The sequence below is a fragment of the Nannocystis sp. RBIL2 genome (genome assembly GCF_026626745.1).
Classification (GTDB): Bacteria; Myxococcota_A; Polyangia; order Nannocystales; family Nannocystaceae; genus Nannocystis.
Window position 1 is genome coordinate 5,947,218 of the sequence record NZ_JAPNJW010000002.1, and the last position, 24,294, is coordinate 5,971,511.

Consider the following 24,294-nt stretch of genomic DNA (forward strand, 5'->3'; position numbering starts at 1 on the left):
CCACGCAGGGACAAGGAAGGATCTCAAGCATGCAGCGCGATCTCGAGGGGCTCACCATCGTCGTCACCGGAGGCGCAGGCGCGCTCGGCGGGGCGGTCGTGCAAGAACTGGCCGAGGCCGGCGCGTCGATCGTGGTGCCGGCGATCGACGACGGTCCGACCGACCGCGTCGCCGGCGTGCGCTACGTGCCGCGGATCGACCTGGCCAACGAGGCGGCCGTCAACGCGCTGTACGCCGAGCTGCCGACGCTGTGGGCCTCGGTCCACGTGGCGGGCGGCTTCACCTGGAAGAAGATCGAGGACACCGACCTGGCGGCGCTGCAGGGCCAGTGGACGATCAACGCGGTGACGGCGTTTTTGTGCAGCCGCGCGGCGGTGGCGAAGATCCGCGCCAGCGGCAAGCAGGGCGGGCGGATCGTCAACACCGTCGCCCGCACCGTCGCCCAGCCGACCGCAGGCATCAGCGCCTACGCGATGTCGAAGGGCGCCGTGGTCGCGCTCACCACCCAGCTCGCGGTCGAGCTGCGCGACGAGGGCATCACGGTCAACGCGATCGCCCCAGGCCTCATCGACACGCCGGCCAACCGCCGCGACATGCCCGACGCCGACTTCTCGCGCTGGACGAAGCCGGCGGAGATCGCCCGGGTCATCCACACGCTGGTGTCGCCGGGGCTCGGCGTGACGAGCGGCGCGATCGTGCCGGTCCACGGCCTGTCCTGAGGCCGCGCCTGTCCTTCGGCGCAGGTCGCGAAGGACAGGTCGTGAGAGACAGGTGCCGCGCTCCGTCGGCGCGGCGCTACGTGACGCCGGCCGCCGAGACGGCGGTCAGGGCAGCGCGCCCTCATCGATCCACGCGGCGATCTCGTCGATCACGTCTTGCGGCAGGGGCGCCGCTTCGGCCGGCATCCGAACGCCGTTGCCGCCGACATCGACGTGCGTGCCGTTCACCTTGTGCCAGAGGTAGCTGCTCTCGTGGTCGCCCGGGGCGACGCGGAGGAGCGGCACCTCGAGCGACGGTTGGTTGACGATGCTGTCGTAGGCGAGGTCCTCCGTGAGGACGAACCAACCCGAAGCCGACCCGCCCTGGACGTGGCACTCGATGCAGTAGGTGTTCCAGATCGGCTGCACCGCCGCGCCCGGGCCCGGGACCCGGCAATTGCCGTCGATGCACGCCTCGCCGCCGCCGACGTCGCACTCGTCGTCGCTGGCGCACTCGAAGCACGCGGGCTCCTCGGGCGCGAGCTCGTGGCCCTGCGCGAGACCGGCCTTGCAGGCGGTGATGCACAGCTCGGCGTCGGCCGGCGTGCCGGTCCAGCAGGAGCTGGCCTCACCGAAGTCCTCCTGGGCGTCGAGCAGCCCGCCGGGGTTGGTGACCGCGACGCACTCGATATAGCGATTGCACGGCACGCGGTTCGCAGCCGGGCCGCCGGTCGGGTCGCCCGTCGTCGTCGACGTCGGGTCGGTGGTCGGGGGTCCCTCGGTGGCGGGCCCGCCGGTATCGTCGGACGTCGTCGAGGTGTCGCTCGGGTTCCCGGACGGATTTGGACCCGATCCCGACACGGGCGCGGAGGCCGTGGGATTGGTCGTCAACGTGTCGAGGGGGTCGCTGTCGTTGCCGCAGCCGATAGCGAGGGCCGCGGTCAAGCAAGCCGATACGCACCATTGGTGTGCCATGCCTGCATGGTATCGGCGAGGCGGAACGCGCGCAACCGTCGGGGTGCCCCTGCAACGCGGTGGCGCGCGCCCGAAGAACATGTCGCACAAAACATGTCGGAAAAGACATGCTCCATGTCCATCGCCTTCTCACGGAGCCGCGGGCCCTGAAAAAACGCGAAACGGCCCCGGTTCGCCGAACCGGGGCCGTCTGCTGTCCGCGCTGGCGCGCGGCTCAGTCGCGCAGCTGGACGTACTCGAAGTCGATCGGCTGGCCTTCGATGCCGCGGGTGGGCGGGGCGATCCAGTTGGCGAACTTGCCCGGCTCGTGCGAGGCCTTCATGATCGACAGCAGGTAGTCGTTGTCGGCCGGGTTCAGCACCCACTCGCCGCGGCGCTGCTCGAACTGATCCTTGGTGATCAGGTTGCCGGTCGGGTCGAACGCGTGGTCGGCGTAGATGCCCTGGTGGCGATGGAAGCGACGGCTCGGCAGGGCCAGCCGCGTGGGCGAGCCGGCCTCCTCGAGGGTGCGGTTCCACTTGCGGAGCGCGCGCTCGCAGTCGTGGACGTAGGCGTCGCGCAGGACCTCGTTCATGGCGTTGCGCATCGGCACGTCGCGCTCGCCGAGGCGGCCGTCCTCGACCACCGGCAGGCGGTAGGTGCCGCCGAGGGCGCGGTGCTCCTCGTACTTGTCCTCGCGGTAGCGGCCCTTGAGGCCGGTGGCGAAGAAGTCGGCGGCGTTGCTCGAGATCTCGCCGCCGAACAGGTCGAGCGAGTAGGTGTACCAGTAGTTGATCGTGCGCTGGATGAGGTCGAAGTCGATGCCGCCCTGGTTGCGCACGTCGCCGTTGGGGTCGAGGCGCTGCAGCTCGGCCGAGCGCTTGACGATGCGGTCCATGCCGGTCTCGCCGACGAACAGGTGGTGCGCCTCTTCGGTCAGCATGAACTCGGTCGTGCGGGCCAGCGGGTCGAAGCCGCTCTGGGCCAGCGCGGCGAGCTGATACTTGCCGTCGCGGTCGGTGAACATGGTGAACGCGAAGAAGCTCAGCCAGTGGTCGCACGGCTGGTTGAACGCGCCGAGGATCCGCGGCTTGTCGGGGTCGCCGCTGCGCCGCTCGAGCAGCATGTCGGCCTCGTCACGCCCGTCGCGGCCGAAGTACTTGTGGAGCAGGTAGACCATCGCCCACAGGTGCCGGCCCTCTTCGACGTTGACCTGGAACAGGTTGCGCATGTCGTAGAGGCTGGGCGCGGTGTGGCCGAGCAGGCGCTGCTGCTCGACGCTGGCCGGCTCGGTGTCGGCCTGGGTGACGATGATGCGGCGCAGCGCGTTGCGGTGCTCGCCGGGGACCTCGTGCCACGCGGCCTTGCCGGCGTCGTCGCCGCAGCGGATCAGCGACTCCTCCTGGCGCGGGTTGAGGAAGATGCCCCAGCGGTAGTCGGGCATCTTGACGTAGTCGTAGTGGGCCCAGCCGTCGTTATCGACCGACACGGCGGTGCGCAAATAGACGTTCTTCTGCGCGAAGTCCGAGGGGCCCATGTCGTTCCACCACTCGAGGTAGTTGGGCAGCCACTTCTCGAGCGCGCGCTGCAGCTTCACGTCGTCGGAGAGCCCGACGTTGTTGGGGATCTTGGCGTTGAGGTCGACGGTGTTGCTGACCATGGGATCCGTGTGCTCCAAAAACGATCGGGGGGGTACTTACACGCGGTTGAGGTCGAAGTGCGGGCGCTGGGGCTTGCCGTACAGGCTGAGCGCGCCCTCCGGGCCGGTGGCGTTGGGCCGGATGAAGATCCAATTCTGCCAGGCCGTGAGGCGAGCGAAGATCTTGCTGGTGTCGTTCTCGGCGCCGACGAAGCGCAGGTTGGCCTCCATGCCGGTGAGCGCGTCGGGCGACATGCTGGCGCGCTCCTCGATGGCGACGCGGGTGTCGTCGTCCCAGTCGATCTTGTCGAGCCGCACGGTGACGAGGCCGGCGTCGTCGGCGTCCTCGGGGCCCATCAGCTCCTGCGTCTCCCGCAGCTCCTGCACCTTGTTCGGTTCGGCGGCTAGCCTCACGGACAGGCGCGAAGGGCCATGGCTCATCGGCAATGCCCCAAAGTTCAGGGGGCCGAGGCCGACGCGCACGTCCTCGTCGTCGAGCAGGTAGAAGCGGTCGGCGGCCAGCGCCAGCTCGAGCAGGCAGCCGGCGAAGGCCGAGTCGGTGGCGTCGCCGAGGGCGAAGAACGAGCGGCTGGTGAGGTCGAGGCGGCGCAGCACGCGGGCCATGTGCAGCAGCACCTCGCTCACGAACCAGTGGTCGCGGGCGGCGAACAGCGCCCGGTCGTGGGCGATCACGCGGGCCGCGTCGCCCTCGGTGCGCAGCAGGACGAGGCCCGTGTCGAGCAGGTTGAAGCGCAGCCACAGCAGGGCGTCGTCGAGCTCGCGCATGGCCCGGAGCGCCCACAGCTGGTCGCCCGCGGCGTGGATGGCGGCGCCGCCCTGCTCGACGAGCTTCACGTCGTCGGCGCTCGGGCCCTTGACGGTGATCGTGGCGGTGCGCGCGGCCGGGTCCCAGCTCAGGGTGACGTGGCGGTAGCTGCGGCGGTTGTCGCCGCGGTCCGGGGTGATCGGCCCGAGCTTGACGCCGACGCGCTCGCCCGGCTTGAGGTCGACCTTGCGCTCGGCCGAGGCCTTGGCCTTCTTGGCGACCTCCTGCTCGAAGCGGCTGCGCGAGAACACGGCGTCGACGAGGCCCCACTGCAGCGCACGCTTGCCGCGCACGCCCTCGGCGGTGGTGCAGAAGATGTCGGCGCGGTCGCGCCGGACCTTGCGCTTGTCGACCACGCGGGTGAGGCCGCCGGTGCCGGGCAGCACGCCGAGCAGCGGGACCTCGGGCAGGCTGACGGCCGAGTTGCCGTCGTCCTGCAGGTAGATCTCGGCGCACGCCAGCGCGAGCTCGTAGCCGCCGCCGGCGCAGGTGCCGTTGAGCGCGGCGACGTAGACCTGGTCGCTGTTGGCGGTCGCGTCCTCGATCTCGCAGCGCGTCTCGTTGGTGAACTTGCAGAAGTTCACCTTCCACGCGTGCGTCGAGCTGCCGAGCATGAAGATGTTGGCGCCGGCGCAGAACACGTTGTCGTGGCCGGAGGTGACGACGACGGTGCGCACCTCGGGGTGCTCGAAGCGCAGGCGACGGACGACGTCGGCCAGCTCGATGTCGACGCCGAGGTCGTAGCTGTTGAGCTTGAGCTCGTAGCCGGGGCGCAATCCGGCGGCGGCGTCGACTCGCATCAGCACCTTCGCGATCGCACCGTCGTACTGCACCTGCCAATGACGGTACCGCGAGGGATCGGTCTCGAACTCGACGGGGGGGGTGTTGCTGCGGCGAAGCGTCCATCGCAGACAAAAAATTACATGGGCTCGTCGCTTCGTGTGCCGCACATCGAAGTGTGCTCTCGCACGGCTTCGCAGATGCGTGCGGTGGGCCGGGGGAGCGCCGTGGCGATCGTCGCGCGACCCTCGACGTCGCTGCGGATCGCGGCGAACCCGTGTGGACGCGCACGCGTGTGCGCTCGCACGGAATGCGGAATTTCGGGCTCCAACGGTGTTCTACGGCGAATTTTTCCGAGTTCCATCGGCGCTCGACCGGCGGTAGATGACCTGTCCTTCGGGACAAGTCGTGTGCTGACTCGCCGCGCCGCGTCACGATGTCCGAAGGTGCCGCGATCGTCGCGAGCTCCGCGGTCGCGAAGATGACACGCATCGCACCGCGTGCATCGGCCGCCGCGTGGCGCTGCGACAGAGCCGTGTGCATCCGCACGGCGATCTGTCCCATGGGTCTGGATCTCCTCTCAAGCGCGACTTCAAGCCGCTGCGAGTGCTAGACAAGCTTCGTGCTCCGCGGCGTCCTCTTCGACCTCGACGGTGTGCTGGTCGACTCGCTGGCCTCGATCGGCGCTTGCTTCAACCACGCGCTGCAGACGCTCGGTCGGCCGCCGCTGCCGCTGGCGTCGCTCCGGCCGCTGATCGGGCCGCCGCTCGAAGAGAGCGCGCAGTCGGTGATCGGCGACGACCCGCAGCTGCTCGCTCGCTTCATCGCCGCCTATCGCGAGCGGTACGCGGCGACCGCCGTCGCCGAGACGCGGCCCGCCGCCGGGCTGGTCGAGGTGATGACGGAGCTGGCGGCGCGCACCGACCTGGCGGTGGCGACCAGCAAGCCCGAGGTGTTCGCGCGGCCGATCCTCGCCGGACTCGGCGTGGACCACTGCTTCCGGGCGATCTGCGGCCGCTCGCTCGAGCTCGACGCCGAGCCGAAGGCAGCCGTGATCGCCCGCGCCTTGCAGTCGTTCGCCGGCCGCGCCGAGGGCCTGGTGATGGTCGGTGACCGCCGCCACGACGTGATCGGCGCCGCGGCCCACGGCATCCCGACGATCGGGGTGCTGCACGGGATGGGCAGCGAGGACGAGCTCCGCGCAGCCGGCGCTCGCTGGCTGGCGGCCGATCTGCGCGCGCTGCCCGGGCTGCTGCGCGAGATCGAAGCGCAGCTCTGACCCTCATTTTAATTTTTAAATATGGGCAGTAGCGAATGACGACACATGCCTGGAAGGGCATGTCCGTAAGTTCATGCTTTAAAAAGAGGCGCGGGCGGGTTTCGGCGGGCGAGCGGGCTCAGCCGTGGCGAGCGATCGCCGGGATCGGGTCGCGGATCTCAGGGTCGGCGACATCGTGCTTCCAGGTAGAGCGCAGGCCGAGGCGGACGGGTCGCCGCGGGCGACGCGACGAGGATGAGGATGTCGAGGCGTCAGACTTCGCCTGTTCCGTGGGACAGCCAGGCGACCAGCTCGAGGTGCGGGGTCTGGGGCAGGGTGTCGTAGGCGCGCAGGCGGCGGAGGACGTAGCCGCCCGCCTGCAGGACGGCGAGATCGCGGACCAGGGCGTCGGCGCTGCAGCTCATGATCTGCAGGCGCGGCGCGGCCATCCGGACCAGCGCGGCGGACACGGCGGGGCCCATGCCGCCGCGCGGCGGGTTGGCGACGACGAGCTCGGGGGCGCGCCCTTCTGCCTGCAGGCGGGCCAGGAAGACCTCGGCCGGCTCGGCCGGGACGCCCAGAGCCGCGGCGCTCTCGGGGTAGGACTCGCACGGGACGACCTCGGCGAACTCGCGGCGCAGCAGGGCGGTGGTCACCCCGGCGCCGGCGTAGAGGTCGAACGCGAGGGCGCCGCGGTGCGGGGCGCCGGCCTCGTCGGCGACGAGGTCGCGGTAGGCCAGCTCGGCGACGCGCGGGTTGGGCTGCAAGAAGCCGAGCGGGCCGACCTCGACGGGCACGCCAGCGAGGCTGACCGAAAGGACAGATTTTCCTCGAAGCGATACCGGTGGCTCGCCGCGCACCGCGTTGCCGCGGCCGGCCTGCACGCTCCACGCGACCCCGACCGGAATCTTCAAGGCCTCGGGTAGCAGCTCGGCGGCGCGGCTCGGGCGCGCCGCGGTGATCAGCGTCAGAAGGACGTCGTGGCGGTCCAATTTAAACCACGCGTAGCGGAGGTCGCCGGCGCCGGTGGATTCGTCGTAGGGCTCGATCGCCAGGGCCGAGGCGGCCGCCTGCAGCTCGCGCGCGGCCGCGGCGATGGCAGGGTGGTCGACGCGGCAGTCGTCCATCGCCGCCGGGGCGTGCGAGCCGCGGTGGTAGCTGCCCACGAGGACATGTCCCGAAGTGCCGGTGACGATGCGCTTGCTCGACCAGCGGTAGCCCCACTCGTCGGGACCGGCGACCAGCGGGCCGGGGTCGAGGCCGTGGCGGCGGACCAGCGCGGCGCGCTTGAGCTCGCGCTGGGCGGCGACGTCCAGCGCCTGCAGCGGGCAGCCCGAGCACGCGCCCGCCCGCGGGGCCGCGCCGGCGTCGCTGTGCGGGCACGGCGGGGCGCGACGGGCGGGGTGGGCCTGCAGCAGCGAGAGGAGGCGGGCGTGGGCCCGCGGGGCCTGGCGCGAGGCGTGCTCGACCCGGACCTCGGCGCGCTCGCCCGGGTAGCCCCCGGGGACATGTACCGAAGTACCTGCGCTTTCGGACAGGCCGTCGCCCTCGGGCGAGAGCAGCTCGAGGTCGACCGTGATGACGTCGCCGGCGCGCACGCTCACTCGACCATGCCGAGGCCGGCGAGGACCTCGAAGTATTTCGGGAAGGTCTTGGCGACGCAGCCGGGGTCGCGGATCGTGACGTGGCCGGCCAGGCTGAAGGCCATGGCGACGCGGTGGTCGCGGTAGGTGTCGATCGCCGCGTCCTGGGCGATCTGCGCCGGCGGGGTGATGTCGAGGCCGTCCTCGTGCTCGACGACCTCGGCGCCGAGCTTGCGCAGCTCGGTGGCGGCGGCGGCGATCCGGTCGCTCTCGTGGTGGCGGAGCACGTCGACGCCGCGGATCCGCGTCGGCCCCGCGGCGTGCAGGGCGAGCACTGCGGCGGTCAGGGTGGTGTCGGGCATGTCGGACAGGTCGAGGTCGACGCCGTGCAGGGTACCTGTCCCGCGGACCAGGGTGATCTCCGGGCCCTGCAGGACGTGGGCGCCCATGCGCCCGAGGACGTCGCAGAAGCGGGCGTCACCCTGCTGACTGGCGCGGCCGAGGCCGGGCACGCGCACCTCGCCGCCGAAGATCGCCGCCAGCGACAGCAGGTAGGTCGCGGCCGAGGCGTCGGGCTCGACGTGATAGTCGCGGCCGCGCAAGGTGGTGGGGCTGACCTCGAGGACATCTTGCTCGACCCACCGGGCGTCGGCCCCGAAGTCGCGCAGACAGGCGAGGGTCATGTCGACGTAGGGCCGCGCGGGGGTGCCCTGCTCGAGAACGACGCGCAGGGGGGCCTCGGCCAGCGGGGCGGCGAGCAGGAGGGCGGAGATGAACTGCGAGCTCGGCGGGCGGGCGAGGCGGATCTCGCCGCCGCGCAGGCGGGCGCCGTGGATCTCGCACGGCAACATGTCGTCGGCGCCGAGGCAGCGGATGTCGGCGCCCTGGGCCCGCAGGGCCTGCAGGAGGCCCTCCATGGGCCGCTCCCGCATGCGCGCGCTGCCGTCGACGCGGCAGGCGATCGGCGAGGCGGCGAACACCGCGGCGAGGAAGCGCGCGGCGGTCCCGGCGGTGGCGACGTCGATCGGCCGCTCGGGCTCGTCGACGCGCGGCAGCGGGCCGCCGACGCCAGTGACGCGGACCTCGCTGGCGTCCTCGCTGGCCTCGCAGACGACGCCGCAGCGGCCGAGGGCGGCGCGCATGACCTGGGTGTCCTCGGAGTCGAGGCAGCCGCGCAGCATGGATGTCCCTTCGGACATGGCCGCAAGGACAAGTGCGCGGTTGGTCAGGCTCTTCGAGCCGGGCGGGGTGAGGGCGGCCACGATCGGGCCGGGCGGGGGGCGGACGCGGACTTCGCTCGTCATTGGATGACCTCGAATTCGACGCGACCCACCAGCTGGTCGTCCTCGGTGACGACGTCGATGCTCCACGGGCCGGTGCGGTCGGACGGGATGTGGAACGAGCGCAGGGTCGAGCGCAGGCGCACGCTGCCGGGCGGCGGGTCGGCGGCCGGCTCGCTGGGGCCGCGCTGGACCTCGAGCCCGTGGTGGCGCCACACGTGGAGCAGGTTGTCGCCGCGGCCGCCGGGGGTGATGACGTCGGTGAGCGCGTGCATCTCGGTGATCAGCGACTCGTGAAGGGCGCTGACGTGCATGCTGAGGCGCCCGTCGGGCAAGAGCGTCGGGCCGACGGCGCCGACCGAGACGTACATCGGCACCGGAGGGATGCCGCGCCGGCCGGCGTAGGCGGCGAACATCGCCGTGCCGACGGCGGCCATCAAGGCGAAGAACCACGCCGGCTTGAGCAGGTTCTTGAACGGCACGTGCATCGTGAAGAACACCACCGTCGCCAGCGCGGCCGCGGCGAGCAGGGTGACGAGCGTGCGCGTGTCGGGGAAGATCGCCGGCAACACCAGGTTGAGGCAGGCGAACAGGATGAACAGGTAGACGACCGAGGCCGGGGCCTTGTAGCGCATCAAGACCTGGTCGAACACGACGTCGACGGTCGACAGCAGCGCCAGGAGGCCGAGCAGGTAGAGGAAGAAGCGGTTGTCGGCGTCGAGCGTGGCGGCCTTCCAGTAGAAGGGCACCAGGAAGAACAGCATGCTCTGGTAGAGGTTCTTCAGCGCCGTGGTCATCACGTAGAAGCGCAGCTTCGACTTGGCGTCGGTGACCTTGTCCTTCTGCCCGCGGCCCTGGCCGAAGTGGCGGAAGAACATGACGATCACCAGCCAGCCGGCGCACAGCAGCACGACCATCCAGCGCGCGCGGTCGTAGCCCTCGGCGGCGTACATCATGACGAACGCGCCGAAGGTCATGGCGTAGGCCGAGTGCAGCCACCACAGCAGGTGGCCGTGCTTGGCGAAGAAGGCGCGGATCTTGGCGAAGCGCTTGACGGTGGCGAGGTCGCCGACCGACATGTCCTTCGGGACACCCGACGGGTCGCCCATGTCCTCGCCGACCTGCGCCAGCTCGGCCGCGGCCATCTGCAGGTCGGGGCTCAGCGACGCGGTCGGCGTGGCCGGCTCGGTCGCGGCGGGGCCGGCGTTCGCGTCGGGGACGGCGTTCGCGTCGGTCGGCTCGAACTTCGGTTCCTGCGGCGTCTCGGCCATCCGGTGGGTGAGGATGCGCGATTCACGAGCCGGTGCCAACCGTCGTCGTCGCGGTGGCGTCGCCGGTGGGGCCGGTGGTCGCTGCGGTGCCGCCGGTGCCGTCGGTCTCGCCGAGCCCACCGGTCTCAGGCATGGGCTCGGGGCGGTCCGTGGCCCACTGCACGCGCTCCGCCGTGAAGTTGAAGTACATCCACACGCCCTGGCCGTAGAGGCCGTGGTTGTCGATGTCGCTGAAGGTGTTCATGGCGTCGACTTGGCAGCCGGCGCCGCCCGCGAGCACGTTCCACGGGACGAAGCTGATGCCGTTGGCCTGGCCGGCCGGCATCATCGCCGCGGCCGCGGGCATGAAGCCGCGCAGCGCGCCCTGGACGAGCTTCTGCGGCTCGCCGTCGACCGCATAGGCGGCCGCGAGCTCGACCTCGACGAGGGCGAGGTCGAGCGGCGTCATGCCGGTCTGCGCGGCCAGCCGCACCGGGGTGCCGGAGATCCTCTGGCTGACGATGCAGGGCGCGGGCGGCTGCGCCGGGGCGTCGTAGGCCGAGTTGAGCGAGTTGGGCTCGGTGCCGCCGCAATTGCCGGCCTCGCGGTTGAAGGCGTCGGCGTCGACGGTGTGGGTGCCGGCGACCATGCGGTCGGTGCAGTTGGTCGGCTCGCCGGCGATGCACAGCGCCGACACGAACTGCAGCTTGGCGACCGCGCTGTTCGGGTCGAGCGGTCGCAGGACGAGGACGTTGCTGACGTCGTAGTCGGCGATGCCCTGGGCGATGAAGCCGTTGAGCGTCGCAGTCGAGTCGGTGCACACGCCGAGCACGGTGTCGAAGGTGTAGGTGTGCGGGTCGACGAGCTCGAGCGAGGTGATCCGGAAGGCGACCGGGCTCTCGGGCGGCGGGTCGGGACACACGCCCGTGTTGGCGCACAGGCCGTCGAGGTACTCGTTGCTGTAACAGGCGGCGCCGAGGCCGACCGCGAGCGCCAGCGCGGCGCGCATCAGAGCGGCGAAAGGACGGCGACCGGCGGCGAGCAAGGCGGCGCCATCATAGCGAAAATCCGCGCCGACCGGCCGCCGCCCGCGATGTGTGTTGCCGCCGCTCGGCGCCTGTCGCACCATCACGTCCATGAACTCGCTTATTCCGGCGCGCGGAGGCCTGAAGTCCAGGCCGGCGGGCGCCCCTGGCAAACGGTCGCTCTCGCCGATCCTGCCGCTCGTGGCCGGGATCGCCTGCCTCGCGGGCGCGTGCGAGCTCCGCGTCCACAACGAGTCCGAGACGGCGTCGGGCAGCGACACGAGCAGCACCAGCGCGACCACCGACGGCGACGGCGCGCCCGAGGTGTGCCTGCGCTACGTGGCCTGTCTGAAAGAGATCGACGCCGAGGCCGGGGCCGAGGCGGAGGCCACCCACGGCGCGAACGGCAGCTGCTGGTCCGGCGACGAGACCGCGGCGGCCGACTGCCTGGCGCTGTGCGACGCGCAGCTGCGCAACTACGCGAAGGCGTTCCCCGACGTCGCGGCCTGCGAGGACGAGGGCATCGTGTCCGACGTCGAGTTCGAGATCGGTCAGGCAGTGTTCGACCCGGTCGACCCGTTCCTGCCGCCGGTCTACAAGAGCCTCGAGCCCGGCGCGACGCTGCCGGTGGTCCGCGGCGGCCAGGGCCTGCTGATGCTGCCGTTCGGCCTCCGCGGCAAGAACTTCGTGATCACCGAAGACCCCAACGACTGGGACAACCCGAAGATGCCGCGCGTCGACATGTGGGTCGACATCGACGGCCACAACGTCGGCTTCGGCGGCCACTTCGCCCGCCTCAACAACTACTCGGTCGGCTTCTACCCGCTGGACGACGGCATGGGCACGCTCGAGCACATGTACATCGCCATCATCGTGCCCGACGCGATCGCCGATCCCCAGACGCTCACCGGCCAACCGGGCAAGGTCCACATCGAGCTCAACACGTTCGGCGAGCCGGCGTCCATCCAGGAGCTGGAGTTCGTGGTGGCGCCGCAGATCCAGGAGTATTGAGGCGCACCATGACCGGCCCGGCCCGCGAATTCATCCCCGTCCACGTCGCAGTCCTGACAGTCTCCGATACCCGCACCGTCGAGACCGACACGTCCGGCCGCCTGGCGGTCGACCGCCTCACCGAGGCCGGCCACCGCGTGATCCGCCGCGCGATCGTCCGCGATGACCGCGAGGACATCCGCGCGGCGCTTCAGGGCTTCATCGACGACCCGGAGGTCGAGGTGGTGATCACCACCGGCGGCACCGGAGTGACGCCGCGCGACGTCACCCCCGAGGCGCTCGCGCCGCTGGTGACCAAGCCGATCCCCGGCTTCGGCGAGCTGTTCCGCTGGCTCAGCTTCGCCGAGATCGGCACGTCGACGATCCAGAGCCGCGCCGAGGCGGCCCTGTGCGGCACGACCTACGTGTTCCTGCTGCCCGGCTCGACCGGGGCGGTCCGCACGGCGTTCGACAAGATCTTGCTGCAGCAGCTCGACCACCGCCACAGGCCCTGCAACTTCGTCGAGCTGCTGCCGCGGATCCGCGGCGAGCGCCCGGGATGATGGCTGGCTGGAAGGACATGTCGCGTGGGGCATGTCCTTCCAGACCTGTGACGATCGGTGCTGCGCGCCCGAGGAAGTCTGCACTGTCATCCCTCCGCGAACGGACCTGACCTTGCTCCGGGGACAGGCTCTGCTCTCCTGATTCCATCTAGCCGATTAAGACGGCGTTCTTGGATAGGGAGAGGTGTATGTCGATATCTGTCTATAAGAAGTTCGAAGCGCAGGCGGAGCGCGTCGCGGAGGCGATCGCGCTGCGCCAGGGCGAGCAGACGTGGCGCTACGGCGAGCTGGCGGCGCGAGTGCGGGGCGCGGCCGCGGGTCTGCGGCGCGCAGGCGTGCGCGCGGGCGATCGCGTGGGCGTGCTGCTGTCGCACTCGCCCGAGCTGGTGATCACGCTATTGGCGATCTGGCAGGCCGGGGCCGCGTATGTGCCGCTGGACCCGCTGCACCCGCACGCGCGCGCGCGCTTCGTCCTCGCCGATGCCGGCGCGAAGTTGTTGGTCGCCGAGCCGGCGCTGTCGCGAGCGCTGGGAGAGGTCGCGGCGCGGGTGGTGGCGCCGGCCGAGCTCGCGGAGGCCGAAGATGACGCGTCCGCGCCGGAGCTCGCGCCCGGCGATGCGGCCTACGTCCTCTACACGTCGGGCACGACCGGTGACCCACGCGGGGTCGAGGTGTCGCACGCGGCGCTGGCGAGCTACGTGGCCTGGGCCGGCGAGCGCTACGAGGGAACGGCGAGCTTCGCCCTCTACTCGTCGATCGCGTTCGACCTGACCGTGACCTCGCTGTTCGTGCCGCTGGCGTTCGGCGGGCAGGTGCAGCTGTTCGCCGGCGACGGACCGACCGCGGGTCTGTTCGCGGCGGCCGACGACCCGCGGGTCGAGGTGATCAAGCTGACGCCGGGCCACCTCGCGCTGCTGGTCGCGGGCGGGGGCGCGGGCGGGCGTCTGCGGCGGCTGGTGGTCGGCGGCGAGGCGCTGCCGACCCGCCTGGCGCGCGGGGCCCAGCAGCGCTTCGGCGCGCAGCTCGAGATCGTCAACGAGTACGGGCCGACCGAGGCGACCGTCGGGTGCGTGATCCATCGCTTCGATGCGGCGCAGGACGTCCGCGACGACGTGCCGATCGGCCGGCCGACGCCGAACGCGAGGCTGCAGCTGCTGGACGCCGAGCTGGCGCCGGTGGGCGACGGGGCGATCGGGGAGATCTTCCTGGCAGGGCCGTGCCTGGCCAGCGGCTACGTCGGGGCGCCGGAGGCGAACCGGCGCGCGTTCGTCGAGCTCGACGGAGTGAGGCACTACCGCACCGGCGACCTCGCGCGCCGCCTGGCCGATGGGACATACGAGTTCGTGGGCCGCGGCGACGGCCAGATCAAGTTCGCGGGCCAGCGGGTCGAGCTCGAGGGCCTGCGCGCGCTGCTGCTGCGCCACCCGGCGGTGCGCGAGGCCGCGGTGCTGCTGCGCAGCGACGGGCGCGGGCACGCGGCGCTGGTCGCCTATCACGTGGCCGAGCGCCCGCTCGCGCCGGCCGAGCTGCGCGCGCACATGACTGCGCTGGTCAGCCAGGACGTGGTACCGAATCACTTCGTCCAGCTCGAGGCGCTGCCGCTGACCGGCAACGGCAAGCTCGACGTGCGCGCGCTGCCCGAGCTCGAGGTGGTGCTGCATCAGGCGGCCAGCGCCGACGCGCCGCCGCGCACGGAGGCGGAGGCGACGCTGGCGGAGATCTGGGCCCAGGCGCTGGGCCTCGCGCAGGTCGGCGTCGACGACGACTTCTACGAGCTCGGTGGGCACTCGCTGCTCGGCAACCTGATCATCCTGCGGGCGCGCGAGGCGTTCGGGGTCGACCTCAACATGCGCAGCCTGTTCGAGCAGCGGACGGTGGCCGCGCTGGCGCGGCACATCGAGGACGTGCGCGGGCGGGCGCCGGAGCCGGCCGCGCCCGAGCCCGAGCTGCCGCCGCGCGTGCTCGACCTCGAGGCCGGGCCGCTGCCGGGCCGCACCACCGACGAGGAGAACCTCGCGCGCGGCGGCTCGATCGCCGGCGTCGACGAGATGGTCGGCGGGTTCTACAGCCGCTACCCGTGGCCGTGGAACTCGACCCGCTTCGACACCCTCGAGGACCCCGAGTTCGAGCGGGTGATGCTGAGCCAGGAGTTCGGCGACTACGGCCACGCGGCCTTGCCCGCGGAGAGCGAGATCTGGGTCGCCGGCTGCGGCACCAACCAGGCGCTGCTGACGGCGCTGCGGTTCCCGCGGGCGCGGGTGCTCGGCACCGACCTGTCGACGCGGTCGCTCGAGATCTGCGCGGCCACTGCGGCCGAGCTCGGGGTCAAAAACCTCGAGCTGCGGCTCGAGAGCATCAACGACGCCGACTACGAAGGTCGCTTCGACCACGTGATCTGCACCGGCGTCATCCATCACACCTTCGAGCCGGCGCACGCGCTGGCGCGGCTGCAGCGGGCGCTGAAGCCGGCGGGGGTGCTCGAGCTGCTGGTCTACAACCGCTTTCACCGCACGATCACCAGCGCGTTCCAGAAGGCGGTCGGGATCGTGACGCGCGGGCTGCCAACGGCCGACCTGGCGGTGGCGCGCCGGATCGTCGCCGGGTTCGCGCTCGACAACACGATGAGCCGCTTCATCAGCCGCCACCGCGACTGGGAGGAGACCGACTTCGCCGACCTGCTGATCAACCCCATCGAGCACAGCTACACGGTCGACTCGCTGGCCGAGATGGCGGCCGGCTGCGGGCTCGAGCTGGTGCGGCCGTGCATCAGCCTGTACGCCAAGTTCCGCGCCGAGAACATCTTCTGGGAGATGCGCTTCACCGACCCGGAGGTGCAGCGGGTCTACGACCGCCTGCCCGACCTCGACCGCTGGCGGGTGTCGAACCTGCTGATGCACGAGAAGTCGCCGATGCTGTGGTTCTACCTCCAGCGCAGCGACAACCCGCGGCCGCGGCTCGACGAGCGCGCGCTCGGCGAGGTGTTCCTGGCGACGCGGTTCGCCCCGGCCCGGACGCGCCAGCGCAGCCACATCCGCGGCCAGGACGACCGCTTCCACGCGAGCGAGCGGCCGATCGAATTCCCGACCGGGGCGCCCGAGGCGTCGCTGCGGCCGCTGTACGAGCGCTGCGACGGCACCCGCACGATGGCGGAGCTGTTCGCCGAGCTCGGCCTTTCGAGAGACTTCGCCAGCGTGCAGCGGGCGCGGCTGATGCTGACGATCCCCGCGTTCCCGTACCTGCGCGCGGTCGGGCCCTGAGGTGCCGACGGAGAGCATGCCCCGGTGGACATGCTCTCCGCGTCATGTCGAACAGGACATGACCCTCAGGGCATGTCCTGCAGCGCTACAGCAGCTGCTGGCCGGCGACCAGGTCGTAGACGTGGCCGGGCAGGGCGATCCGGAAGCCGGCCGCCTCGACGCGGGCGCGCCAGTGCTCGAGGTTGTCCTCGTGGTGCATGATCACGAGCTTGCGCCGGACCGCCTCGGGCAGGGCCTCGAGCTTGTCGAAGAAGCCGTGGACCTGGCCGGGGTAGTCGATGAAGGTGCAGTCGTGGAAGTAGATGCTGGTGCGCGGCTCGATGCTGTGGAGGAACGCGGCGTCGACGGTGCCGTCGCCGGACCACCAGGCGATCTTCGGGTTCTGCGGGTCGTCGCCGACGTGCAGCTCGAGCGCGCACGACGGCTTGCCGGGCACGTGCTCGTTCTCGCGGGTGACCACGCGCAGGCCGTCGACCTCGAAGGTCTCGGAGTGGTTCCACGGGTGCTTGCGCGGCGGCTCGCTGGCGGCCGGGGCGATGACGTCGAAGAAGTGCTGCAGGGTGCCGCAGCGCAGGTTGCCGCGGCCGTCCTGCAGGTAGCGCAGCGACGGCGCCAGCGTCTCCCACACCTCGTCGCGCACGGCGCTGTGCGAGATGTACTTCGGCAGCGGTCCGCCGCGGCTCGAGGCCATCACCTCGGCGTGGGTCTCGAAGTAGCGGACGAACGCGAAGTCCTCGAGGCCGAAGACGTGGTCGCCGTGGCAGTGGGTGATGATCTGGCCGTGGATGTCGTGCCAGGCGTAGCCGGCCGCGTGCAGCTGGTCCGGCGCCTGGCGCCCGCAGTCGATCAGCCAGCGCTTGCCGTCGCGCAACGTGACCATCGAGCATGTCGTCCCGTAGCGGCGGGAGAACGCGCCTCCCGCCCCGAACAGGCGCAGCGTGATGGTTTGACTGCTGGCGGACACGACCTTGTCGTTGTAGTGAAGCGCTCGGCTGCGGCGATGCAAGCCCTCGGGCCGCGGGGCCGAGGGAAAGGCTCAGAGGGTCCAGGTGGAGCGATCGACGCCGTCGCGGACGAGGACCCCGATCGAGCTTAACTCAGCTCGCAGGCGGTCCGCCTCTTTCCAGTCTTTTTTGGCCCGGGCCTCGTCGCGGAGGGCGACCTTCCGCTCGACATCGTCCACGTCGAGGCCGAGCCGCGCGGCCTTGCGAGCCCGGCGCCCCAGCAGCCAGGTCTCCGGGTCGGCCGCGAACAGGCCGAGCATGCGCGCGACGGCCGGGAAGTCGGCCAGGAAGCGGCGCAGGGTGGCCGTACGGCCCGCAGCGGCGCCCTTCTTCTTGGCCTCGAGCAGGCGGTTGATCTCGCGCAAGGGCTCGCTCAGGGCGGCCACGGCCGCGGCCGTGTTGAGGTCGTCGCGCAGGGCCGCGGTGAACGCGGCGAGCATCCCGCTCACGCTCGCGGAAACCGCGTTCTCCGGCGAGTCCTCGGACTCGTCGAGAGCGCGGCGGGCGCGCGCGAGGGTGTCGTAGACGTAGGCGACCCGCTCGTCGGCCTCTTCCAGGCCGGGGAAGCGGATGTGCGCCCGCAGGCTGTCGCGGTCGAGCGCGGCCCCGCACTCCGGGCACGCGCTGCCCTGCTGCGCCTCGGTGTCGAGCGGGCGTGCGCACGCCGGGCACGGGACCTCGACGTCGAAGTTGATGCCCGAGCGGTAGTGGACCCCGATCAGGAACCACCGCACGGCCTCGGGCGGATAGAGCGCCGTGACCTCGCGGATGGTGAAGAAGTTGCCGAGGCTCTTCGACATCTTCTCGCCGGCGAAGTCGACGAAGCCGTTGTGCATCCAGTGGCGGGCGAAGGTGCCGTGGCCGCACGCGCCCTGCGACTGGGCGATCTCGTTCTCGTGGTGGGGGAAGATGAGATCGCGGCCGCCGGCGTGGAGGTCGAAGGTCTCGCCGAGGTGGACCTTGCTCATCGCCGAGCACTCGATGTGCCAGCCCGGCCGCCCGGGGCCCCACGGGCTCGGCCACGCCGGCTCGCCAGGCTTGGCGGCCTTCCACAGCGCGAAGTCGAGCGGGTTCTCCTTGAGCTCGCTGACCTCGACCCGCGCGCCGGCCTGCATGTCGTCGAGGCTGCGCTTGCTCAGCGCGCCGTAGGTCGAGAAGGCGGCGACGCGGAAGTACACGTCGCCACCTGACTCATAGGCCAGGCCACGGGCGATCAAGGTCTCGATGAGGGCGACGATCTCGGGGATCGTGCCAGTGACGCGCGGCTCGACGTCGGGGCGCAGGCAGCCGAGCGAGTCGAGGTCCTCGTGGTAGGCCGCGGTGTACTTGGCGGCGACCTCGCCGGCGCTGATGCCCTCGACCTGGGCCCGCTTGATGATGTTGTCGTCGATGTCGGTGACGTTGCGGACGAAGGTGACGCGCACCTCCTGCTCGCGCAGGAAGCGGACCACGGTGTCGGCACAGATGGCGGAGCGCGCGTGCCCGATGTGGCTCAGAGCGTAGACGGTGGGCCCGCACAGATAGAAGCCGATGTGTCCCGGCTCGAGCGGCTCGAGCGGGCGCTTGCTCCCGCTCATGGTGTCGTAAAGAAGCAGCGTGGGCGTCGTACTCATCTCGGGCGAGGCAGTGTGCCTCATGCCCGCCGGGCGCGCCACCCTGCGACCAGGCTAGCGACGTTCCACCCGACGACCAGCAGCACCAGGCACCACATCGCCACCTCGAGCCAGCGGTCGCGCGGGCGGACGCCGACGTCGATCACATAGCCCTGCGGGTCGACGACGACCGGCCGCTCGAGCCGCACGGCCCGGACGTCGCCGGGGTCGAGCACGAGCTTGCCGGCCTGCAGCGGCCGCGGGACGAGCTTGCCGTCCTGCAAGTCGAAGCCCGGCTTGGCGTTGTCCCCCGGCACGAAGCTGAACTTGCCGCCCTCGGCAGTGATGTCGCTCGCAAGCACGGGGTAGCTGGTGATCCACGGCAAGATCACCGCGCCCACGCTCGGGTCGGCCGGCTTGGCGCCCTCGGGGATGACCGCCGCGACCGACAGCTTGGCCTGCGCCGACTCACGCTCGCCGGCGGGCAGGCGCACGTAGAAGCTGTAGAAGCGGGTGTTGCTCTGCTCCGGCGGCGCGTAGTACGGGACGCCGAGCGCTGCCACGGCCGCCTCCGCGGACGCCTGCGAGTCGAAGCTGCTGCGCCCGAGCTGGACCTGCACGTCGGGCTGCTCGACCACCAGAGTGACGGTGGCCTTGGTGCCGAGAGCGAGGCTCTGGCCGCCGGTGTCGACGACGGTGAGGGCGTCGCCCTGGCGCTTGCCGAGCGCGTCGAGCAGCGCGGCGGGGGTCGCGTCGCGCTCCTCGACGATGCGCTCGCCGTCGAAGTGCTGCTGGATGGCGGCGAAGTTGGGCGAGTCGGCGAGCCGGCGGATGCGGCCCTCGAACACGCCCTCGAACTGCTGCGGCGCGGCCTCGGTGGTCCGCGGGATGGCGGCGAACAGGCTGCCGCCGCCCTCGATGATGCGCAGGTAGCCGATCGTGCGCCCGCTGCCGCCACCCTTGGGCTCGAGGCGCAGGCGCGCGGCGTGCTGGACGTCGGGGGTGCCGTGGAGGACGACGTAGGTGTCGTCGAGGTCGTCGGCGAGGCCCTTGTCGACGAAGGCGGCGGCGTCGCCGAGATCTTGCGGCTCGCTGCCCTGGAGGAAGTAACGGACGTCGCCGAACATCCAGTAGAGCAGGTAGCCGCCGAGCGCGACCACCGCGACGTCGATGATGGGAGAGCGGCGCCGACGCGGAGCGCCGGCCATGGAATCGGACCCGGAGGGCCGGGGAGAGTCGTCTGCTGGATCCGTCGCTTCGCTCACGACAACCTCGCTATATCACAGGGGCGTGCGGTCCGTGGGACCGTCGCGGCGGGGGGAGGTTCCCCCGTCACTCGCGAAATACCCAGACCTCGCGGGTGGCCTCGATGTCGTCGCCGTCGCGGGCGGTGACGAGGATCCGGTTGCTGCCCGGCTCCAGCGGCACCTGCGCGGAGAACTCGAGGCTGCGGGCGGCGGCGCCCTGATGCGCGGGATTGGCCCGGTAATCGAGCTTGCGCTCGACCTGGGCGGTGCCCGGCGGCTTGACTGCGATGACGACGTCGCGGACCCGGCCCTCGTGGCGCGCGGTGCCGCGGATCTCCACCGTGGCACCCGCGGCCACCGGCGCCACCGGGTCGACCTCGATCACCGGCGGCTGCACCAGCAGGGCCGGCCGGTCCGGCAGCTTGCTGCCCTTGCCGACCGCGCCGCCGGCCTTGACCAGGTCGCTGGGCAGCCAGGCGCGGCGGCCGGGCCCGGCCGCGACGGCGCTCCATCCGCCGGCGGTGCCGAGGATGTCGAGCGCGGTGCCGCCGGCGACCTCGGAGAGCTGCCGCGACTGGCCGTCGGCGGCGTTGTAGAGGCGCACCGGCTCCTCGCCGGCCACCACGCGCGCGGGCCCGGCGACGAAGCCGGATGCGGGCGGGCCGAGCGGGATGTCGAACTTGTGGCGCACGCTCTCGCGGACGACGACGTCGGCGACGATGACCTCGAGCTCGACGGGCTTGTTCGGGTCGGCCTGCTCGCTGACGCTGAGGCCGAAGGCGCCGCGCACGGCGCCCTTGGTGGGGATCTTCCCCAGCTGCAAGAAGCCCTCCTCGAGCAGCACCTGCGCGCCGGACATGTTGTGGATGAGGGCGCGGGCGTCGGAGCTGTCGGCGCCGCTGTCGTTGCGGATCTCGAGCGCCAGCAGCACCTGCTCGCCGGGTTGCAGGACGCCGTCGCCGTTGCCCTTGACGGCGAACGGCGGCTCGCCGGGGAGCGGCGGCGACTTGGGCCGCTGCGGCGCGGCGGCGGCCAGCTCGGGGTCGTCGACGATCCAGTAATCGTAGGCGAAGCGCGGCCGCGGCAGGCCGGCGATGTCGAAGCGCACTGTGGTGGTCGCGTCGGCCGCGGGGCCCGGCTCGCCGGCGTGGACGTCGACCCGCAGGGTGTCGACGAGGTCGGTGTGCCAGGCCATGACGTAGAGGCGGACGTCGCGGCTGACGGTCGCGCCCGGCTCGATGCGCCCGAGCAGCAGCTCGATGCCGTCGAGCTCGTCGCGCAGGCAGTCGGTGATCACGTGGACGCGCTCGGCCGGCTCGCTGCCGCTGTTGGTGACCTCGACGCGCAGGGTGAACGGCTGGCCGGCGGCGATCTTCTTGTCGTCGACGACGCGCGCGCGCAGCTCGAGCGTGGGGTCGCTGCCGGCCCCGAGCGCGCCGGCCCAGTCGATCTTGGTGGCGGCGATGCCGTCGGCGATCTTCTGATCCTCGCGGGCGGCGATCTCGCCGTTCAGCGTAGCGAGCTTGGCGGCGCGCTGCTTGCTGTCCGAAAGGCCAGCCAGGGCGTCGGCCACGTCGCGGGCGATCTGCACCTCCGGGTCGGCCATCGCCGCCGGACCCTCGGCGGGGCGCGGCAGCGGCGTGCCCTGGCGACCGGCGAAGTAGCGCAGGCGCGGCCCGTCGCCCGCGGCCTTGCCGGCGAACGCGGCCTCGTGCTTGGCCGAGGGCAGGTGCGCGACCTGGGTCGACTCGCGGCGACGCTCGAACCGCTCGGTGTCGAAGTAGTTGGCGACCGCAGTGATGTCGCTGAGCTCGACGGGGTAGATCGAGAGGTCGGGGCGCACGCCGACGGTCTGGATCTTGGTGTCGCCGGCGACCTGGTACTCGGCGATCGTCATCTTCAGCGCGAGCTCGCGGCCGTAGAGGTTCTGCGGCTTGAGCAGCTGCACCGTGCCCTTGCCGAAGCTCGGGCGGCCGACGACGACGCCGCGGCCGAGCGCCTTGACGCCGCCGCTGACGATCTCGGCCGCCGAGGCGGAGTCCTCGTTGATCAGCGCGACCACTGCGGCGTCGGCCGGCAGGTTGATCTCGGCGGCGGCGTCCTCGGCCTCGCGGCCCAGCGCCGAGCGCACGATCACCAGCTCGCCCTCGGCGACCAGCGCGTCGACGACCTCGACCGCTTGCGTGAGCAGGCCGCCGCTGTTGTCGCGCAGGTCGAGCACCACGCCGCGCAGCGCCTCGCCCTTGGGCGTGAGGTCGGCGAGGGCCTTGCGCACCTGCTCGCCGGTGTTCTCCTGGAAGGTGGAGATCTCGAGGAGGGCGATCTTCCCCGGCAGCAGCGAGGCGGTGACGCTGTCGACGCGGATGATCTTGCGCGTGATCGTCAGCGTCAGCGTCTCCTGGCCGCGCTGGACCTTGACCGTCACCTTGGTGTCGATCGGGCCGCGCAGCATCAGCTGCGCGTCGGGGGAGCGCAGGTTGACGGTGCTCTGCTTGTCGATCTGCAGCAGCAGGTCGCCGTCCTTGAGGCCGGCGGCCGCGGCGGGGCTGTTCGGCAGGACCTTGACGATCCGGATCCGCCGCTCGTCCTCGCGGATCTCGGCCCCGATCCCGCCGAACTGGCCGCGCGTCTTGACGCCGAGGTCGGTGTGCTCCTCGGGCGTGAGGAGGATCGTGTGCGGATCGAGCGGCGCGAGCATGCCGTTGATCGCCGCGTACTCGACCTTGTGCGTGGCCTCGGCGTCGAGGCGCAGGCTGTCTTGCACGAACGCGAGCACCTCCTCGAGGCGGTCGGCGACGCTCGGCAGGTCGGTCAGCCCGGCGAGCGAGAACTCGCGGCGGAAGTCGGCCACGGTGACGGTGGCGGTGTCGCCGGCGACCGCGGCGAAGAACTCCGGCGTGTTGAGGCCGAGGTGGCGCAGGGCCTCGGCGAACTGCTCGCGCGGGTTGATGCGCTCCTTGTCGAAGTACTCCTGCTGCACGACGTAGGCCGCCCACACGGTCAGCGGGAAGCGGCGGCGGTCGAGCTGCAGGCGGGCGGCGACGTCGATTTCCGGTGCCGCCGCCTCCTCCGCCGGTCGGGCGGCCGCCGCGGCTTCGCCGGGATCCTTCGTGGAGCACCCGCAGAGCAAAACGGAGGCGAGACCCGCGGCGAGGCGACGAGCGACCATCAGCGCTAGCATAACGTCCGGCGGCCCCTGCCGATGGCCGATGTGGGGGCATCCGGGGCAAATCTACGAATCATCGCAGCGATGATGGCTTTTGTCGCGAGCGGATCCCGCGCCTCTGGCCAAGTCACTTGAAACACTGATCATGCCCCCTGGCACGGGACAGGCATGTCAAGTTTTCCGCTTGCGCACCACGAACCTGCTCTCCCTCGTTGTGGCCATGCTCGTGGTGGGTTGCGTCGACGCGCCCATCACTCCGGAGCACATCCTGCCCGACGGGCAACTCCGCTCCGATCTGTCGTCGTCCCAGGCCGCGTTCGCGGCCACGCCGGCCCGCCCGGTCGGGCACGCGGTCCAGGTCGCGGCCGTGCTGGCGGCGCAGGCGGCCGGACCGCTGGTCGATGCCGCTTCCTTCACCGCCGAGGCCGGCTCGGTCCACCTCCACCTGCGCGCCGACAGCCTGCTTGAGCCGCGCCCCGTGACCTTCGTGTGGACTCACGGCGAGTCGCGCGAGGAGGTCCCGGGCGTCCTCGCGCCGACGACCACGCTGGCGCTCGCAGCCAGCCATCCGCTGAACCCCGACGAGCGCGGGCGGTGGAAGGTCGAAGTGTTCACGCTGGCGGGGGACGAGCCCGCGCAACTGCTGCTCACCCGCGAATTCGAGGTTCTCTAGACGCTCATTGCTTGGTGGCGTCGAGTCGTGCGACGCCCGCGGTCCAGGCTGGACCGCGGGCGTTTTCTATTTGCGGCCGGCGCTGGCGGCGGCGGGTTCGTGCCCGTACCATCTCGGGCCATGGAGAGCCAGCAAGGCAGCATGACCCCCGAGGAGATCGACGTGTTCGCCCGCGGTCTGCACCACCTCGCCAGCGTGGACGGCATCGACCCGCGGGAGTTGGAGCTCATCGCCGACTTCCTGCGCGAGGCAGGCGCCAGCATCACCCTCGACGACCTGAAGGGCACCAGCTTCAGCAAGTTCGAGGCGGTGCAGGTGCTCGACAAGACCTACCTGCGCCGGATCTTCCTCAAGACCGCGATCGCCCTGGTCCACCGCGACGGGCACACCAGCGTCGCCGAGCGCCTCGCGCTCGCCGAGCTCGCCGACGTGTTCGGCCTGAGCAACGTCGAGTTCGTCGAGCTCGAAACCGAGGCCCTCCGCGCGGGCCTGGCCTGAAACTAACCGGC

At 71.4% G+C, this 24,294-nt stretch carries 18 protein-coding genes; 7 read left to right on the plus strand and 11 right to left on the minus strand.

The window, feature by feature from the left end:
- Positions 1-29: 29 nt before the first annotated feature.
- Entirely contained in the window at positions 30-719 is a 690-nt protein-coding gene (locus OV090_RS48400; protein WP_267711919.1) for an SDR family NAD(P)-dependent oxidoreductase, read from the plus strand.
- A gap of 105 nt (positions 720-824) precedes the next feature.
- Here OV090_RS48400 and OV090_RS48405 read toward each other — a convergent pair whose 3' ends face one another.
- The 3 genes from OV090_RS48405 to boxC all read right to left on the minus strand — a co-directional run bounded on the left by OV090_RS48405 (position 825) and on the right by boxC (position 5,028).
- Entirely contained in the window at positions 825-1,673 is an 849-nt protein-coding gene (locus tag OV090_RS48405; RefSeq protein ID WP_267711920.1) for a hypothetical protein, read from the minus strand.
- 214 nt (positions 1,674-1,887) lie between these two features.
- Complete coding sequence (boxB, locus tag OV090_RS48410) at positions 1,888-3,312, minus strand: benzoyl-CoA 2,3-epoxidase subunit BoxB (protein WP_267711921.1); 1,425 nt, start codon at positions 3,310-3,312, stop codon at positions 1,888-1,890.
- A 36-nt stretch (positions 3,313-3,348) separates the two neighbouring features.
- Positions 3,349-5,028 carry a 2,3-epoxybenzoyl-CoA dihydrolase gene (gene boxC, locus OV090_RS48415; RefSeq protein WP_267712137.1) on the minus strand — a complete coding sequence of 560 codons (1,680 nt, stop codon included), beginning with the start codon at positions 5,026-5,028 and terminating at the stop codon, positions 3,349-3,351.
- 491 nt (positions 5,029-5,519) lie between these two features.
- On the opposite strand from boxC, the gene OV090_RS48420 reads away from it, so the two are divergent.
- The gene (locus OV090_RS48420) at positions 5,520-6,176 is read left to right on the plus strand and encodes an HAD hydrolase-like protein (RefSeq protein ID WP_267711922.1); all 657 of its coding nucleotides are present in this window, start codon (positions 5,520-5,522) and stop codon (positions 6,174-6,176) included.
- Between the two features lie 251 nt (positions 6,177-6,427).
- Here the strand turns inward: OV090_RS48420 and OV090_RS48425 are convergent, their stop codons facing one another.
- From OV090_RS48425 to OV090_RS48440, 4 genes are read right to left on the minus strand one after another with little or no spacing between them, the layout of a single operon-like run.
- Positions 6,428-7,753, minus strand: a complete 1,326-nt coding sequence (locus tag OV090_RS48425; RefSeq protein WP_267711923.1) for a hypothetical protein — start codon at positions 7,751-7,753, stop codon at positions 6,428-6,430.
- Positions 7,754-7,755: 2 nt separating this feature from the next.
- The gene (gene aroA / locus OV090_RS48430; RefSeq protein ID WP_267711925.1) at positions 7,756-9,042 is read right to left on the minus strand and encodes a 3-phosphoshikimate 1-carboxyvinyltransferase; all 1,287 of its coding nucleotides are present in this window, start codon (positions 9,040-9,042) and stop codon (positions 7,756-7,758) included.
- The gene (locus tag OV090_RS48435) at positions 9,039-10,289 is read right to left on the minus strand and encodes a DUF5924 family protein (RefSeq protein ID WP_267711927.1); all 1,251 of its coding nucleotides are present in this window, start codon (positions 10,287-10,289) and stop codon (positions 9,039-9,041) included. The genes aroA and OV090_RS48435 overlap by 4 nt, the downstream gene beginning before the upstream one ends.
- A 22-nt stretch (positions 10,290-10,311) precedes the next feature.
- Positions 10,312-11,313, minus strand: a complete 1,002-nt coding sequence (locus tag OV090_RS48440; RefSeq protein WP_267711928.1) for a hypothetical protein — start codon at positions 11,311-11,313, stop codon at positions 10,312-10,314.
- Positions 11,314-11,494: 181 nt separating this feature from the next.
- Here OV090_RS48440 and OV090_RS48445 point away from each other — a divergent pair, with 181 nt between their 5' ends.
- The 3 genes from OV090_RS48445 to OV090_RS48455 all read left to right on the plus strand — a co-directional run bounded on the left by OV090_RS48445 (position 11,495) and on the right by OV090_RS48455 (position 16,103).
- Positions 11,495-12,304 (plus strand): hypothetical protein, encoded by an 810-nt coding sequence (locus OV090_RS48445; RefSeq protein ID WP_267711929.1) that lies wholly within the window; start codon positions 11,495-11,497, stop codon positions 12,302-12,304.
- Positions 12,305-12,312: 8 nt separating this feature from the next.
- The gene (gene moaB, locus OV090_RS48450) at positions 12,313-12,846 is read left to right on the plus strand and encodes a molybdenum cofactor biosynthesis protein B (RefSeq protein ID WP_267711930.1); all 534 of its coding nucleotides are present in this window, start codon (positions 12,313-12,315) and stop codon (positions 12,844-12,846) included.
- A gap of 188 nt (positions 12,847-13,034) precedes the next feature.
- On the plus strand, positions 13,035-16,103 hold the full coding sequence (locus tag OV090_RS48455) for an amino acid adenylation domain-containing protein (protein WP_267711932.1): 3,069 nt from the start codon (positions 13,035-13,037) through the stop codon (positions 16,101-16,103).
- Between the two features lie 85 nt (positions 16,104-16,188).
- On the opposite strand, the gene OV090_RS48460 is transcribed toward OV090_RS48455, so the two are convergent.
- The 4 genes from OV090_RS48460 to OV090_RS48475 form a co-directional block, all read right to left on the minus strand.
- Positions 16,189-17,067, minus strand: coding sequence for an MBL fold metallo-hydrolase (locus tag OV090_RS48460; RefSeq protein ID WP_267711933.1), 879 nt, complete (start codon positions 17,065-17,067; stop codon positions 16,189-16,191).
- A 72-nt stretch (positions 17,068-17,139) separates the two neighbouring features.
- Entirely contained in the window at positions 17,140-18,720 is a 1,581-nt protein-coding gene (gene cysS / locus OV090_RS48465; protein WP_267711934.1) for a cysteine--tRNA ligase, read from the minus strand.
- 20 nt (positions 18,721-18,740) lie between these two features.
- Complete coding sequence (locus OV090_RS48470) at positions 18,741-19,907, minus strand: hypothetical protein (protein WP_267711935.1); 1,167 nt, start codon at positions 19,905-19,907, stop codon at positions 18,741-18,743.
- Between the two features lie 124 nt (positions 19,908-20,031).
- Positions 20,032-23,115 (minus strand): MXAN_5808 family serine peptidase, encoded by a 3,084-nt coding sequence (locus OV090_RS48475; protein WP_267711936.1) that lies wholly within the window; start codon positions 23,113-23,115, stop codon positions 20,032-20,034.
- A 181-nt stretch (positions 23,116-23,296) separates the two neighbouring features.
- Here OV090_RS48475 and OV090_RS48480 point away from each other — a divergent pair, with 181 nt between their 5' ends.
- Positions 23,297-23,785, plus strand: a complete 489-nt coding sequence (locus OV090_RS48480; protein WP_267711937.1) for a hypothetical protein — start codon at positions 23,297-23,299, stop codon at positions 23,783-23,785.
- A gap of 120 nt (positions 23,786-23,905) precedes the next feature.
- Entirely contained in the window at positions 23,906-24,283 is a 378-nt protein-coding gene (locus tag OV090_RS48485; RefSeq protein ID WP_267711938.1) for a hypothetical protein, read from the plus strand.
- Positions 24,284-24,294: the final 11 nt, after the last annotated feature.

Bases quoted from the DNA above. Each gene is read 5' to 3' on its own strand.
- OV090_RS48400 (WP_267711919.1), top strand. From the start codon at position 30: ATGCAGCGCGATCTCGAGGGGCTCACCATCGTCGTCACCGGAGGCGCA.
- OV090_RS48405 (WP_267711920.1), bottom strand. From the start codon at position 1,673: ATGGCACACCAATGGTGCGTATCGGCTTGCTTGACCGCGGCCCTCGCT.
- boxB (WP_267711921.1), bottom strand. From the start codon at position 3,312: ATGGTCAGCAACACCGTCGACCTCAACGCCAAGATCCCCAACAACGTC.
- aroA (WP_267711925.1), bottom strand. From the start codon at position 9,042: ATGACGAGCGAAGTCCGCGTCCGCCCCCCGCCCGGCCCGATCGTGGCC.
- OV090_RS48435 (WP_267711927.1), bottom strand. From the start codon at position 10,289: ATGGCCGAGACGCCGCAGGAACCGAAGTTCGAGCCGACCGACGCGAAC.
- moaB (WP_267711930.1), top strand. From the start codon at position 12,313: ATGACCGGCCCGGCCCGCGAATTCATCCCCGTCCACGTCGCAGTCCTG.
- OV090_RS48455 (WP_267711932.1), top strand. From the start codon at position 13,035: ATGTCGATATCTGTCTATAAGAAGTTCGAAGCGCAGGCGGAGCGCGTC.
- cysS (WP_267711934.1), bottom strand. From the start codon at position 18,720: ATGAGTACGACGCCCACGCTGCTTCTTTACGACACCATGAGCGGGAGC.
- OV090_RS48470 (WP_267711935.1), bottom strand. From the start codon at position 19,907: ATGGCCGGCGCTCCGCGTCGGCGCCGCTCTCCCATCATCGACGTCGCG.
- OV090_RS48475 (WP_267711936.1), bottom strand. From the start codon at position 23,115: ATGGTCGCTCGTCGCCTCGCCGCGGGTCTCGCCTCCGTTTTGCTCTGC.
- OV090_RS48485 (WP_267711938.1), top strand. From the start codon at position 23,906: ATGGAGAGCCAGCAAGGCAGCATGACCCCCGAGGAGATCGACGTGTTC.